The sequence below is a fragment of the Amycolatopsis sp. NPDC028719 genome, assembly GCF_055565395.1.
On sequence record NZ_JBVHUL010000002.1, the window covers coordinates 888,532 to 902,953 of the forward strand.

The window sequence follows — 14,422 nt, forward strand, 5'->3', positions numbered from 1 at the left end:
GAACCCGACGCGCCGCCCCGGCTCAGCGCGATTTCGTGAGCTCGCCCTCGTGTTCCCGCGCCTCTTCGGCGGCCTGCGCGGCGGCGCACTTCGGCGAGAGCCGCTGCCGGATCGCGGCGCTGATCTCCCCGAGCGCGGCGACCTGCTCCGGGGTCAGCGGGTCGAAGAGGCTCTCGCGGACGGCCTCGACGTGCCCGGGCGCGGCCGCCTCGAGCGCGGCGAAGCCCGCGTCCGTCAGCACGGCCCAGGCACCGCGCTTGTCGGTCGGGCAGGCTTCGCGGCGCACCCAGCCGTTGGCTTCCAGCCGCGCGACGGCGTGCGAGAGCCGGCTTCGCGACGCCTGGCGCGCGTCGGCGAGCTCGCTCATCCGCAGCCGGCGGCCGGGGGCTTCCGAGAGCGCCACGAGGACTTCGTAATAGGTGTGCGGCATGCCCGAGTCGTGCTGCAGCTGACCCTCGAGGTGTGCGCTGAGCATGCGGGTGGCCGCGTTGAACTCACGCCAGACGCGTTGCTCGTCGTCGCTGAGCCATCGGGTTTCGGACATACCCCCATCATACTCTCGGTTGAACACTCAATTAGGGTTTGCCGATTACGGCATTCGAGCGTTTCACCAAGCGTCGGCCAGCAGGTCCCGCGTTTCGCCCAGCAATTGCGGCAGCACCTTCGTCTGGCCGATGATCGGCATGAAGTTCGCGTCCCCGCCCCACCGTGGCACCAGGTGCTGGTGCAGGTGCGCCGCGATTCCCGCGCCCGCGATCACGCCCTGGTTCAGGCCGATGTTGAACCCGTGCGCGCCGGACACCGCGCGGATCACCTTCATCGCGTGCTGGGTGAACTCCGCGACCTCGCGCGTCTCTTCCACCGTCAGCTCGGTGTAGTCCGCGACGTGCCGGTACGGCACCACCATCAGGTGCCCGGGGTTGTACGGGTACAGGTTCAGCACCGCGTACACCGCTTCGCCGCGCGCGACGATCAGGCCCGTCTTGTCGTCCAGGGACGGGATGCGGCAGAACGGGCAGCCGGTGTCCTCGTCGTTCTCCGGCTTGTCCTGGCCCTTGATGTAGGCCATCCGGTGCGGGGTCCAGAGGCGCTGGAACGCGTCCTGGACCCCGACGCCCTGCTGCTCGACGAGTTCGGGACCCTCACTCACCGAACGACCGTCTCCAGCGCCTCGGCCGACGGCGACGCGTTCTCGCGGCGCTCGACCCAGTCCGCGATCGCGTTCACCGCCGCGTCGACCGGCACGCCGTTGATCTGGCCGCCGTCGCGGAAGCGGAACGACACCGCGCCCGCCTCGACGTCCTTCGCGCCGGCCAGCAGCATGAAGGGCACCTTCTGCGTGGTGTGCGTGCGGATCTTCTTCTGCATGCGGTCGTCGCTCGCGTCGACCTCCGCACGGATGCCCTTGGCGCGCAACGCCTTCTCGATGTCCTGCAGGTGCCCGACCTGGTCGGCGGTGATCGGGATGCCGACCACCTGCACCGGCGCGAGCCACGCCGGGAACGCGCCCGCGTAGTGCTCGGTCAGCACACCGAAGAAGCGCTCGATCGAGCCGAACAGCGCGCGGTGGATCATCACCGGCCGCTGGCGCGAGCCGTCCGGCGCGGTGTACTCGAGCTCGAACCGCTTGTTCTGGTTGAAGTCCAGCTGGATGGTCGACATCTGCCAGGTGCGGCCGATGGCGTCCTTGGCCTGCACCGAGATCTTCGGCCCGTAGAAGGCCGCGCCGCCCGGGTCCGGGACCAGCTCGAGGCCGGAGTCGACGGCGGCCTGCCGCAGCGTCTCGGTGGCCTCCTCCCACTCCCAGTCCTCGCCGATGAACTTGTCGGAGTCCCCGCGGGTGGACAGCTCGAGGTAGAAGTCGGAAAGGCCGTAGTCGGCCAGCAGGTCGAGCACGAACTTCAGCAGCGACCGGAGCTCGCCCGGCATCTGCTCCTTGGTGCAGTAGATGTGCGAGTCGTCCATTGTCAGGCCGCGCACGCGGGTGAGGCCGTGCACCACGCCCGACTTCTCGTAGCGGTACACCGTGCCGAACTCGAACAGCCGCAGCGGCAGCTCGCGGTAGGACCGCCCGCGCGAGCGGAAGATCAGGTTGTGCATCGGGCAGTTCATGGCCTTGAGGTAGTAGTTCTCCTCGTCGAACTGCACCGGCGGGAACATCGTGTCCGCGTAGTAGGGCAGGTGGCCGGAGGTGTGGAACAGCTCGCCCTTGCTGATGTGCGGGGTGTTCACGAACTCGTAGCCGGCCTCCTCGTGGCGGCGGCGCGAGTAGTTCTCCAGCTCCCGGCGGATGATGCCGCCCTTGGGGTGGAACACGGGCAGGCCGGAGCCGATCTCCTCGGGGAAGGAGAACAGGTCCAGCTCGGCGCCCAGCTTGCGGTGGTCGCGGCGCTCGGCCTCGGCGACGCGCTCGAGGTAGGCGTCCTGCGCCTCGGCCGACTCCCAGGCGGTGCCGTAGATCCGCTGCAGCTGCGGGTTCTTCTCGCTCCCCCGCCAGTACGCGGCGGCGACGCGGGTCAGCTTGAAGGCGGGGATGAACTTCGTGGTCGGCACGTGCGGACCGCGGCAGAGGTCACTCCAGACACGTTCCTTGGTGCGCGGGTCGAGATTGTCGTAGATGGTGAGCTCGCCCTCACCGACCTCCATGACCTCGGAGGTGTCCACTGTGTCCTTTTCGGACTTGAGGTCGACGAGCTCGAGCTTGAACGGCTCGTCCGCCAATTCCTTCTTGGCCTCGTCGACGGAGTCGAAAACGCGCCGCGAGAACTGCTGAGCACCCTTCACGATCTGCTTCATGCGCTTTTCGAGCGCCTGCAGGTCCTCGGGGGTGAACGGGGTGTCGACGGCGAAGTCGTAGTAGAAGCCGTCCTTCACCGGCGGGCCGATGCCCAGCTTGGCGGCCGGGAACTGCTGCTGCACGGCCTGCGCCAGCACGTGGGCCGCCGAATGGCGGATGACGCTGCGCCCGTCCTCGGTGTTCGCGGCGACCGGCTCGACCTCGGCGTCGGACTCCGGCGCCCAGGCCAGGTCGCGCAGCTTGCCCTCGGCGTCGCGCACGACGACGACCGTGTCCGGGCCCTTGGTCGGCAGGCCGGCCTCGCGGACCGCCGCGCCCGCCGTAGTGCCCGCCGGTACCACCACGCGGGAGGTGGCCACGGGGGAAACGGGGGGCGACTGCGACACGATGGCTCCTCGGACTGGAGTGACGGAGATGACCCCGACGATGCTAGTCGCCGGTCCGCGCGCGCCTCACGCGCGTCCGCGAACGCCGAACAGGCCGCCTCCGGGTCCGGAAGCGGCCTGCCCGATCGGGCGGAGGGGGTCAGAGGGTTTCGACGACCTGGTCGAAGTCCAGCCGCGGCAGGCGGTCGAACCAGGGGTTCTCGCCAGGCTTGCCGACGTTCACGACGACCAGCGAGCGCCACTTCTTGTCCGCGAAGAACTCGTCGTCGACGCCCTGGGCGTCGAAGCCGGTCATCGGGCCGGCGGCCAGGCCGGCGGCGCGGACGCCGATGATGAAGTAGCCGACCTGCAGCAGCGAGTTCAGCTTGGCGAACTCGACGCGGCCCTGCTCGTCGGAGAAGTTGTCCTTCACCTGCGGGGCGTGCGGGAAGACCTGCGGGATGTTCTCGTGGAAGTCGACGTCCGCGGCGAGCACGACGGTCAGCGGCGCGGCTTCGGTCTTGTCCCGGTTGCCCGGGGCCAGGTGCGGCAGCAGGCGGGCCTTCGCCTCGGCGGTCCGGAGCACCAGCGCCCGCAGCGGCTGGGTGTTCATCGAGGTCGGGGCCCACTTGACGAGGTCGTAGATCGCGCGGACCTGCTCCTCGGTCACCGGCTCGGAGCTGAAACTGTTGGCCGTGCGGGCCTCGCGGAAGAGGAGGTTCTGGACGTCCGCGGGGACCTGGAGGCCTTCGGTCTGCTCGGCAAAGGTGGTCATGGGGCTGGCTTCCTTCCGTTGGTCAGTACCCCGTCCAACCAGGTTGAGCGTTGAACTATTTCGCGCTCAACCAGTTGTGTGGATCACACCGGGAAGCGCCCTCACCCGACCGGGTACCCACCCCGAACCGACCGTCCAGGTACGTGAGCCGACCCTCCAGGCGGGCTCCCCCGGCGTGAAACCGGCGCGGCCGCCGATCCCCTCGGCGGGGATCGGCGGCCGTTGGTGCGCGCGCGGGTCGTCGGAAGGAGTCAGTAGGCGCCGTGACCGCCCATCACCGCGCGAAAGGTCTTCCAGAGGATCACCAGGTCGAGTGCCAGCGACCAGTCCTCGACGTAGCGCAGGTCGAGTCGGATGCTCTCCGCCCACGTGAGGTCGCTGCGGCCGCTCACCTGCCAGAGCCCGGTCAGGCCCGGCTTCACCAGCAGCCGGCGGCGGGCGTCCGGCGCGTACTGCGCGGTTTCTTCCGGCAACGGCGGCCGCGGGCCGACGAGCGACATCTTCCCGGACACGACGTTGAGCAGCTGGGGCACCTCGTCGAGCGAATACCGGCGCAGAAAACCACCCACGCGGGTGATCCGCGGATCGCGCTTCATCTTGAACAGCGGCCCCGCCCCCTCGTTGTCCGCGGCGAGGGCCTGCTTGATCTCGTCGGCGTTGGTGACCATCGTGCGGAACTTCAGCATGGTGAACGTCGCGCCGTCGCGGCCGACGCGGCGCTGGCGGTAGATCACCGGGCCGCGGTCGCTCAGCTTGATCGCCAGCGCGATCACCAGCAGCAGCGGGGAGAGCAGCGTCAGCAGGAGCGCCGAGCCCGCCCGGTCCACGATCTCCTTCACCACGCGTCGGCCGCCGGTGAACATCGGCGCCGTGACGCGCAGCAGCGGCATCCCCAGCACGCCGGTGACGTTGAGCCGCGGGCCGGCGACCTCCATCAGCACGGGCGCCACGACCATCTCGGCGCCGGTGCCTTCCATGTCCCAGGCCAGCCGCTGCAGCCGCTTCGGCGTCCAGTACTGGTCCGCGGTGATCGCCACGACCCGGTACCCGCCGCGCCGCACGTACCGCGACAGTTCTTCCAGCCTGCCGACCACCGGGACGCCGTCGATCTCGCCGCTGTCGCGGTCGGCGCCGTGCCCGGTGAACGTGCACGCCGCCTCGACGCGCCAGCCGACGTGCACCTCGGACCGGGTGCGCGCGATCAGGTCGGCGACGGTCTCCGGACTGCCCGCGGCCATCACCGGCAGCAGGCAGAGTCCCTTGGCGCGCTTGCGGTGCAGCACCTGGCGCAGCAGGTACCGCTGCGGGAAGGCGACGAGCGCGATCGCCGGGACGACGACGAACACCCACACCTGGACCTCGAGCGCGCCGAACAGCAGGCCGCCCAGGGCGACCAGGACGGCCGCGGTGATGAAGCCGCGGCCCAGGGTGCGGTACTCCTCCGCGCCTTCGCCGAGCACCCGGGAGCTCCACGCCCGGCTGACCGGCAGCGAGACGAAGACGGCGAGGATCGTGCCGAAGGCGTGCATGTCGTGCGGGGCAACGCGATCGATGACGAACGCGCTGATCGCGATCACCAGCAGCGTGATGAAGACGTCGCTGCCGATGACCCAGGCTCTGTATCTCGCCTCCCAGTCCGCGGGCAGCGCCTTGGGGGACGGGGTCCCGGTCACCACGTCGGCCGACTTGCCGTCCTGCCGCGTGGGGCGGGGTATGGCCTGGAGGTCGATGTGCGGCGGCGGCTGGCTCACCGTGTACGACGGCCGCACCGACTCTTCCATCTGATGACCTCCCGGGACCAGGGATCGAACGGGGTCCGCGAGCACGCTGCGTCACCGGTAGTGATTTCTTACAGTCACCACGGCTCGAACCTCGCGCTGTGCCCGCGGAGGGCTTCACACGGCAAGGTATCGGCGACTCTCTCAGCATCGTTACAAGGATTTCCAGCCACATGCAGCGCGTCTTTCCCGCCAGAAAATGGCCGCAAGATAACGGGAGCATGACGATGCGTGAGAGGGTGTATCCCCGCAAAAACTACGGAATGTAGCCAATGGAGCAATGCCCGCACCCGGGTGGACCCACGCTCTTCCGAACGGCCGAACGGGACCCACGGCTCTACTGTGGACACTGCAGCCACCACGGGTCCACAGTGGACCACGACGGCTCCCGTACACGACGACCCGCCGGCCCGGCGATCAGATCGTGACGTTCGTCGCCGAATCGTCACAAAAGCAGGTTTCCGTCACAAGTTCTCCCACCGCGTCCACAGGCACGCCTCCGGCAAGGCTCATCCGACAAAAGGCTGCCGCAAAGCCAAGCTTCAGAGGCGCGACCCGAAGGTGTCGACAGCACAACCCAAGAAGGCGCCTGACAGCAGATACGGACGGTCCGAGCGGATCGTTCACTCCGCTTAAGGGTGGCCAACATCACAACGCGACCACTCGCGGGGGTCCGGGGGCGTGCCCCCGGCGGGGGCGTGGGGGTTCGACCCCCACAGGACACAAAAGCGAGAGCCCCGTCTGCGCATTCCGCAGACAGGGCTCATCCAGCTCTCGCGTGGGCGATACTGGGATCGAACCAGTGACCTCTTCGGTGTGAACGAAGCGCTCTCCCGCTGAGCTAATCGCCCGCTCGCGGTGTTGTCCTGAACACTAGCGTACGACTTCCGGGGGCCTGCAAACGGGTGGTCTCGGGCGACCACACTCCGCTTACCGGCGAGTACGGAACGAACAACCCCGAGCTAGCCGGGGTTGTGGCAGGTGGGGGCCGCGCGACGCCACGTTCGACATCCGTGCGACGGTGCTATCGCCCGGCGACCAAACCGCGCAGTATGAAGGTGTGGGCCCACACGGGGCGCGCCGGTCATCCGCGCGTCGTGGGGTGATCCACGGGCGCGAACGGGGTCCATGGGCCTGTCCGGGTGATATGCGGCGCACCTGCGACGGAATCGGCCTCCCGATGCGTCCCAGTGGTGACGCCCTCGGCCGACCGGGCCGGGAAGGGAGACGAAGGGTAGGACGATGCGCAACGATCACGTGACGCTCCGCTCGACGGCGGTCTTCGACCTGCTGGCGCCGCGGACGCCCGCGGTTCCGGTGAAGGTGGAACTGCGCTACGACACACGCGACCCGTATGCGGTCGTCGCCGCCTTCCGCACGGGCCGGGCCGGCTGGGTCGAATGGGTGTACGCGCGTGACCTCCTCGCGGACGGCCTGCTGGCCGACGCGGGTGACGGTGACGTCCGCATCCGCCCGTCGGTGGAGGACCCCGAGTCCGTGCTGATCGAGCTGAACTCGCCGTCCGGGCACGCCATGTTCGAGGCGTCCGCCCAGGAGCTGGCCGACTTCCTCGACCGCACCTACGACGTGGTGCTGCCGGGCAACGAGCACCTGTGGGTCGACGTCGACGACGCCCTCACTCACCTCATCCCCCACGATCTGGCCTGATGACAGGCTTGCAACGGCGGAGTGACACCCCGGTGTCGCCGCCGTTTTCGGGGTCCGATATGGTTTTCTCACACCACGGCGACGGGTTCCCGGCCTTCCGGAGCGGCCCGCCGGATGGTGGAATGCGGATGTAGCGCAGCTGGTAGCGCATCACCTTGCCAAGGTGAGGGTCGCGGGTTCGAATCCCGTCATCCGCTCGGTAGGCTCTCGAGCCTGTCACGGTGGAGTGGCCGAGAGGCGAGGCAACGGCCTGCAAAGCCGTGTACACGGGTTCGAATCCCGTCTCCACCTCGCGCGATTAGCTCAGCGGGAGAGCGCTTCCCTGACACGGAAGAGGTCACTGGTTCAATCCCAGTATCGCGCACCATGTGTTTTAGCAGGTCAGAAGCCCTGTCCCTCCCCGGAGGGGCAGGGCTTCAGTCGTCAGATGGCGATGAAATGGCGATGGCCCCCCGACCGGGTTCCAGGCCCCGCCTGGACCGCAGGTGCGGGAACCAGGACACCAGCTTTGCCCGCTCCCCCGGATACAACGCGGCCAGCGACCGCTGCCACCGTTCTTCCAGGACGTCCAGGATCTGATTCACCATCGCCGGCGTCACGTGGTCATAGACCCGCGCGATGCCCTTCATCTTCTGCCCCAGCCGCGCACGACGCGCGACCTCCGGGACGCCGTCCTCGGTCAGCCAGGTGGCGTGCGTGTGCCGTCCTTCGTGGAACGTGAACGTAGGCAGGATCGGCGGAGGCCGCTCCCCCGCCCCCGACTGGTCCAGATCGATGCCGTCCCATGCCGGCCGCCAGAACCGGATCCGGAAGTTCGACCGCCGCCACGGATGCCCCTCCGGCGTGCACAGCACGAACGGCGCCCGATGACTGTCCATCAGCTCTTCGTACAGGACCGCGATACCCGGCGGCAGTGTCACGAACCGAGTGCCCGCAGGGGTTTTGGTCCTGCCCTTCTTCGGCCGAGAGTTTCCCCGCGTCGTCGGCGGACGCTGGCGGCCATCCGAGTGATGATCATCACTCTTCCTGCCTCCTTTGTAGACCCTTCCGCCAACCTCCTTCAACGGCGTCCGGATCTCGATGCCGCGCTTCTCGGAGTCGTACTCGTGCCGCTGCTGCTCGACGAGTTCACCCCATCGGGCGCCGGTGTAGACGTCCAGCACAGTATTCGGATCCCGGCTCGAGGCGGACCGGCCGGCGGAACGGCACGGTGATCGCGTGGCTCGACCGCGGTGGCACGTCGAGTTGCGCGCGCGTGAGCCGCCCGTGCTGCACGACCTCGCCGTCCGGGATTGTCGAGAACAGCGCGAAGTACGACGATACCGACGACTCGGCACAGTCCTCGTGCAGTTCGGAGAGCCAGCGTTCGATCTCGACGTAGCCATTGAAGATCGCGACCAGCGGCCACGCCTTCCACTGCGGCAGCAGCTGGTTGTCGAGGAACGATCGGTACTTCGCGATCGTGTTCAGCTCCAGCCGCGGCTCCAGGGCCGCTGGCCACTCCTCGGCAAAGTCTTCGACCGGGTCTCGCCATCGCGCGGATCCAGCCACAGGTTCCGTCGGATCAGCGCCTCCTGCTCGACCCCCAGTTCTCGGCTGCCTTCTCCGTCGGGAATCCCGACTTGCTTCCCCACGTCCCTTCAGGACGTTTGTAACGGGCTCGCCATTCGCCGGTCCCGGCACCCGCCGCCGCCGAGGCTTCACCGTCTCGGCGCTGAGCTGCACGATTTCGGCGACATCCCCGCGGGTGCACCGGTAGTGCTTGCCGAACCGGTGATGCGGCAACGCACCGGCAGCGGCCTGGTCTTTCAAGGTCCTCGGCGACAGTTGCAGCAACTCACCCACCTGCTCTGCGGTCAGCAGCGCATCCGGGTCAGCTAGCGGCTCCGGCGCCGCCTCCCGCACCGCCTTGGCCACCGCACACAGCCATCCATGCCGACACCGGCAAGAGCTGTCAACCGCGATCTAGCGACCGTGCCAACGACTCAAAGGAATCTCCATCGAGATATCCGACGACACGGACGGCAGCCGCGCCGACCAGACCGTCGGCGTGTCCTACGAGATCGACCTATCCGACGCGAACTCTGGCACATTGCGCGCAACCATCAAGCCTTACGTAGCAGCAGCCCGCCGCACAGGAGGTCGCCGCATCAAGGTCGCCGCAGGCCAGTCGAGTGACAGGACGAAGCAATCGGCAGAGGCGGGCACGAACTACACGGCGGCTCACGACATCCGCGAATGGGCTCAGCGAAATGGATATGTGGTAGCCGACCACGGACGAATTTCGAGGTCGGTCATCCAGGCTTACCACTCATCTCGCCGAGGCGGTAACACGAATACGACCTCAAACTCGCGAGCCGGAACGAGGTTTGGCCCTCCTGGAGACAAAGGGGTGGCCGGCGCCGCCGGGACGGTCAGTCGATCAGCGCAGAGGCCGCGGACGGCCGGTCGTGGGTGTTCGCCTCACCGAGGTCGCCAAGCTAGCAGCCGGCCTGCCGCAGGACCGGATCGACGATCGGACCCTGCACATCGCCGTCACCCGCGTGGCCAGAGGAGCGCTCAGATGCTGACGCACCGGTTCAGAACGGGGCGCCAGCAAGTTCGCGGATCGACGCGACTGCGGTGGGCACGAGGGCCGGGGGTCGTCGACGAACTGGCGAAGTAACTCGATCGTCTTCTCGTTCCCGACGTATCACAGGACCGGCACCAGCAAGGTCGTGCCACCGGCAGACCACTTCAGGCTGGCTGGTCGAAGTCCGACTCAACACCACCCAACAGGACTCTCGGCCGACATAAGGAGCTGCGTTGAATACCTGGAAGAAGGTAGCCATCTGCACAGCCGGGCTACTGACGGCCGGGAGCGTCACCGCGACCGCGTGGGCGGAGCGGCAATGGATACGGGGCGACCGGTGAACTGCCGCGAACGACGTCGGAAACCAGTGATTGTCGTCGCCACGCTGCTGACGCCCGGCGCGGCGGGCCGGAAACACGGAGGAGGGTCGCTGAACGCGGCCGAGCGAAGGCAACGACCACGTGCTCCGGATCGTCAACCGGACGTCTGCAGGGAACGGGCGGGCCAGCCGAGCAGACGGGCGCCCAGTACCGCGGCTTCGAGGGTGAACCGGTGAGCCGGGTCCCGTGGGTCGTAGCCGGTGAGTCGCTTGACGCGGTCGAGCCGGTAGGTGACGGCCCGGACGCTGAGGAACAGCTTCCGGGCGGTCTCGGTGGTGTTCTCACCGGTGGAGAAGTAGGCGACCAGCGTGTCGAGGACCGGTTGGGCACCGCCTCGAGAGATGAGGAGCGGGCTGAGCACGGAGCCGACCAGTTCGATGATCGCGGCGCGATCACGGAACAGCACCTGGTAGACGAGCAGCTCCTCCGCCCTCAGCACGGGCGTGGTCAGGCCGAGTGACGCGGCCAGCTCGAGGGCGCCACGGGCTTCCTCATAGGAGCGGAGGATGCCGGCCGGCCCGGGGTGCGTCCGACCGATGCCGACCTGCCCGCCGCCGGCCGGCACCACCAGTCCGAGCTCGCGAGCGAACTCGCCCGGCACGTCTGCGATGGCCCCGGGCGCGACGCAGACGAGCAGTCCATCTTTGGTCGTGACGAGAACGTCGCGGGAGTCGAAGCGGGACAACAGGTTCGTCTCGACGTGCCGCATCCGGGCATCGCCGTCGGTGAACGGCTGGGCGGCGCGGGCCACGGCCACGAGGTAGCTGGCGGCCAGGCGGAGACCGAACCGGTCGGCGCGTTCGGCCAGCCGCCCGAGGTCGCTGCGGCCGTGGAGCAGGTCGTCGATGAACTCCCGGCGCTCGGCACCCTCCTGCCACAGCACCAGCCGCTGGGCCCGGTCGTACCCGTCGGCGAGCGCGACGATCGCGTCGTCGGCGGCACGCATGACCGCTTCGGCGATCGCGCAGACCTCGTCCTTGCTCGTCGCCGACGCGACCGCCGGGAGTTCGCGCCAGGAGAGCCACTGCGCACTGAGGTAGAGATCGGCCAGGGCCCGCAGCGGGACGCTCTGTTCGGCAGCCTCGGCTCCCAGCGCGCGGCGGGAGTCGAGTTCCTCCTTCGTCAGCCGGCGGCCGGTTCGGCTCACCCCGTCGAGCATCTCGGGGTACCCGGCCAGGAAGGCTACCGAGACGCCACCGGCGTCCCGGGCAGCGCGCTGCGTGACGGCGGCGGTGTCCCACCCCGGACGAGCACGATCGGTCACCACAGCACGGTCCCCCCGTTCTCAGGTTGCCGGGAGCTTGCACCCCAGACCACCCGAAGGTACGCGTAAGCCTGTGGACAGCCCAACGACCGTCGAGCGCTGATCCGAACGGCTGCCGACGTCCGGCAACGAAGAGTTGCCGAACACGGCCGACGACCGGCCTTGTTCACGTCCTGTCCCACCGTCACGATTGGTGCGCAACGTTTCACTCACTGGGGGATCAAGAGGCACGCGGACCACGCCGGGCGAACCAGAGCGACCGCTGAGGGATGACGGTCGTCCGGCCCACCGGGGGAAGGATGGCTCGCCGGACGGCTGCGTCAGCAGCCGAGGGGACCGACGAGCCATCCACCCGCCGCGTGGAGAGCGGGCGTGCTCAGCTGCCGCACGGTCGATCGCCCGAATCTTGGCGCAAACAACTGTTGCGCACAGCGCAGGTGAACCGACCCCAGCACTTCACTCGACGTAGTCCGGACCCGGCAGCCGAACTCGCCGCGGTGGCAAGGCGAGGGCCGTGTAAGGCTGCAGCAGCTCGGCCAGACCGGACACGGCGCCACGTGCCGGTTCCCCGCCTCCGCGCCGTCCGGCCAAGACCTCGTCGACGAAGCGCGCCACCTCGCCGGGTTCGGGGACGAGCGGGTCTCCGAACCGGCCCAGCACCTCTCCCGGCCGCAAATCCGGGTCTTCGAGCACCAGTTCCCAGCCAGAGTTCCCCGACCAGACGAGCAAGAGGTCACGTTCGGGGACCCGAGCGCAATGCCGGCTCAACGCCAAGTAGGCGGCCGGCGGGTCGAAGTCCCGGCCGACACCTCCCGGGAGCACGCCGACAGCCGTGGAAACCGCCCGCAGGTAACCGGCCAAGCCGACCTCCCAGGACCGAGGTCCGTGCTGCAGCACCTGCTCCCTCTCTCTCGAACGAACCGGGACGAACGACGACGATCACGGCACTGTGCACCGCCGCCGCCCGGCCCCATGCCCCCGACCGCCGGGTGCGGGCCGCTGCTTCCCCGCTCGCTCCCGGTCGTCGCAGACCGCGTTCGCCGACCAGTCGGGTCGCCGCCCCAGCATGCCGGACCACCAGGGAGCCGAACCTGACGAATACCTTGCGATTTCGGCCGGCGCCGGGAGGACGCACGTCGCCCGTCGCAGCGGGGGTCAGTCGTTGCGCTGGTGCACGTCCGGAATGCCGTCCTGGTCGGAGTCGACCGCTTCTTCGGCGCAGATCCGCCGGTGGACCCGGTTGCGGGCGCCGAGGATGACGGTGGCGATCAGGCCGGCGATCAGGGAACCGACCAGGATCGCGATCTTGGCGTGCTTGTCGCTTTCGGTGCCCGCGCCGAATGCGAGGTCACCGATCAGCAACGAGACGGTGAACCCGATGCCCCCCAGCACGGCCAGTCCGATCACGTCGGTCCAGGTGAGGTCGCCGTGGAGCTCGCCGTGGGTGAACCGGGCGACGAGGTAGGTCGCGCCCGCGATGCCGACGGTCTTGCCGAGCACGAGGGCCAGCACGATCCCCAGGGCGACGGGATCGGCGAGCGAGGTGGCCAGATCACTCGGCCCGCCGATCGTGACACCGGCGGCGAAGAACGCGAAGACCGGCACCGCCACCGCTGCGGAAATCGGCCGAACCCGATGCTCGAAGTGCTCCGCCAGCCCGGGGCCGTTGCCCTGCTTGCGGATTACCGGCACCGCGAATCCCAAGAGGACTCCCGCCACGGTGGCATGGATCCCGGATGCGTGCACCAGCGCCCACGTTGCTGCGGCCAAGGGCAGCAGCAGCCACCACGACCGCACCCGGCGCTGCACCAAGAGCGTGAATGCGCTCAAGGGCAGCAGCGCGAGCAACAGCGGCCCCACCGACAGTTCATGGGTGTAGAAGACCGCGATGATCACAATGGCGAGGAGATCGTCCACCACCGCCAGGGTGAGCAGGAAGGTCCGCAGCGCGGCGGGCAGGTGATGACCGATCACGGCCAGTACGGCCAGCGCGAACGCGATGTCGGTGGCGGTCGGGATCGCCCAGCCCCCGAGCGCGGCGGAGTTTCCGAGGTTGACCACCGTGTAGACCAGAGCAGGGACGACGACCCCGCCGACAGCGGCGGCGACCGGAACGGCCGCGCGACGCGGGTCGCGCAGATCTCCCGCGACGAACTCGCGCTTGACCTCCAGGCCGGCGACGAAGAAGAAGATCGCGAGCAATCCGTCCTCGGCCCAGGACGACAGGGTGAGATCCAGGTGCCACGCAGCGGGCCCGATCCGGACCTCGCGCAGCGCCTCGTACGAGCCGGACCAGGGCAGGTTGGCCCACACCAGCGCCAGGACGGCGCCGGCGAGGAGCAGGACTCCGCCGACGGTCTCCTTGCGGAGGATTTCCGCGACGCGCTGGGTCTCGGGCCAGGACCCTCGAGCCAGGAGCCGGACGGGACGCGCATTGCCGTTTTTCACGGTGACGCCAAGGGATGTGCCGTCACGGCGATGAAGATGATCATGGGGTCCTCCGGATGTGGTTCGGCTCGATTCGCCGACCAGGCTTCCCGGCACCCCACGAGGCAACGCCCCGACGGGGACACCCTACCGATCGCCGCTCTGCTCGGCGACCGCAGTCACGTCCAGCCTCCTGCGATCACTCTCCGTTATCACAGATTCGTTCAGCCGCTGCCCCGCGATTGCCAGCGGTCGGCAGCCGTGGCTCCGCGCTGCAACCGCCTGGCTCTCGGAGCACGCCAGTCGAGCAGCTCGTACTACTTGCCGGGACCCGGCAGGTATTCGAAGCCGAACATGGCCGGGTGCGGGCCTTGTTGACGGCTCCGCGGCCGAACA

12 protein-coding genes and 4 tRNA genes are annotated in these 14,422 nt (G+C 68.7%); 5 read left to right on the top strand and 11 right to left on the bottom strand.

All coding sequences use genetic code 11. The annotated features are described in order from the left end of the window. Positions 1-22: 22 nt before the first annotated feature. The 6 genes from ACZ4TR_RS12160 to ACZ4TR_RS12185 form a co-directional block, all read right to left on the bottom strand. Positions 23-544 carry a MarR family winged helix-turn-helix transcriptional regulator gene (locus tag ACZ4TR_RS12160; RefSeq protein ID WP_364527799.1) on the bottom strand — a complete coding sequence of 174 codons (522 nt, stop codon included), beginning with the start codon at positions 542-544 and terminating at the stop codon, positions 23-25. 63 nt (positions 545-607) lie between these two features. Further along, positions 608-1,150 carry an HIT family protein gene (locus tag ACZ4TR_RS12165; RefSeq protein ID WP_364527796.1) on the bottom strand — a complete coding sequence of 181 codons (543 nt, stop codon included), beginning with the start codon at positions 1,148-1,150 and terminating at the stop codon, positions 608-610. Beyond that, positions 1,147-3,183 (bottom strand): threonine--tRNA ligase, encoded by a 2,037-nt coding sequence (gene thrS / locus ACZ4TR_RS12170; RefSeq protein ID WP_465287058.1) that lies wholly within the window; start codon positions 3,181-3,183, stop codon positions 1,147-1,149. The genes ACZ4TR_RS12165 and thrS overlap by 4 nt, the downstream gene beginning before the upstream one ends. Positions 3,184-3,322: 139 nt before the next feature. Continuing rightward, a complete protein-coding gene (locus ACZ4TR_RS12175) occupies positions 3,323-3,937 on the bottom strand; it encodes a malonic semialdehyde reductase (RefSeq protein ID WP_465287059.1) in 615 nt (204 codons plus the stop codon). 251 nt (positions 3,938-4,188) lie between these two features. Further along, a complete protein-coding gene (locus tag ACZ4TR_RS12180; protein WP_465287060.1) occupies positions 4,189-5,718 on the bottom strand; it encodes a sugar transferase in 1,530 nt (509 codons plus the stop codon). A 776-nt stretch (positions 5,719-6,494) separates the two neighbouring features. Further along, positions 6,495-6,566, bottom strand: a tRNA-Val gene (locus tag ACZ4TR_RS12185). A 391-nt stretch (positions 6,567-6,957) separates the two neighbouring features. On the opposite strand from ACZ4TR_RS12185, the gene ACZ4TR_RS12190 reads away from it, so the two are divergent. From ACZ4TR_RS12190 to ACZ4TR_RS12205, 4 genes are all read left to right on the top strand, one after another. Beyond that, the gene (locus ACZ4TR_RS12190) at positions 6,958-7,383 is read left to right on the top strand and encodes an SsgA family sporulation/cell division regulator (protein ID WP_033293569.1); all 426 of its coding nucleotides are present in this window, start codon (positions 6,958-6,960) and stop codon (positions 7,381-7,383) included. A gap of 124 nt (positions 7,384-7,507) precedes the next feature. Continuing rightward, positions 7,508-7,580 (top strand) — tRNA-Gly (locus ACZ4TR_RS12195). A gap of 23 nt (positions 7,581-7,603) precedes the next feature. Next, a tRNA-Cys gene (locus ACZ4TR_RS12200) sits at positions 7,604-7,674 on the top strand. 1 nt (position 7,675) lies between these two features. Next, positions 7,676-7,750: transfer RNA gene (locus ACZ4TR_RS12205), tRNA-Val, on the top strand. 49 nt (positions 7,751-7,799) lie between these two features. Here the strand turns inward: ACZ4TR_RS12205 and ACZ4TR_RS12210 are convergent. Next, positions 7,800-8,546, bottom strand: coding sequence for an integrase (locus ACZ4TR_RS12210; RefSeq protein ID WP_465287061.1), 747 nt, complete (start codon positions 8,544-8,546; stop codon positions 7,800-7,802). Further along, positions 8,512-9,300 carry a helix-turn-helix domain-containing protein gene (locus ACZ4TR_RS12215; RefSeq protein WP_465287062.1) on the bottom strand — a complete coding sequence of 263 codons (789 nt, stop codon included), beginning with the start codon at positions 9,298-9,300 and terminating at the stop codon, positions 8,512-8,514. Before ACZ4TR_RS12215 ends, ACZ4TR_RS12210 begins: the two co-directional genes overlap by 35 nt. 88 nt (positions 9,301-9,388) lie before the next feature. Between ACZ4TR_RS12215 and ACZ4TR_RS12220 the strand changes: the two genes are divergently transcribed. After that, positions 9,389-10,048, top strand: a complete 660-nt coding sequence (locus ACZ4TR_RS12220; protein ID WP_465287352.1) for a histone-like nucleoid-structuring protein Lsr2 — start codon at positions 9,389-9,391, stop codon at positions 10,046-10,048. A 381-nt stretch (positions 10,049-10,429) separates the two neighbouring features. Here the strand turns inward: ACZ4TR_RS12220 and ACZ4TR_RS12225 are convergent, their stop codons facing one another. From ACZ4TR_RS12225 to nhaA, 3 genes are all read right to left on the bottom strand, one after another. Next, positions 10,430-11,599, bottom strand: a complete 1,170-nt coding sequence (locus ACZ4TR_RS12225) for a PucR family transcriptional regulator (protein WP_465287063.1) — start codon at positions 11,597-11,599, stop codon at positions 10,430-10,432. Positions 11,600-12,055: 456 nt separating this feature from the next. Further along, positions 12,056-12,496 carry a DUF6292 family protein gene (locus ACZ4TR_RS12230; protein ID WP_465287064.1) on the bottom strand — a complete coding sequence of 147 codons (441 nt, stop codon included), beginning with the start codon at positions 12,494-12,496 and terminating at the stop codon, positions 12,056-12,058. Between the two features lie 258 nt (positions 12,497-12,754). Continuing rightward, a complete protein-coding gene (gene nhaA / locus ACZ4TR_RS12235) occupies positions 12,755-14,047 on the bottom strand; it encodes a Na+/H+ antiporter NhaA (protein ID WP_465287065.1) in 1,293 nt (430 codons plus the stop codon). Between the last annotated feature and the right edge of the window lie 375 nt (positions 14,048-14,422).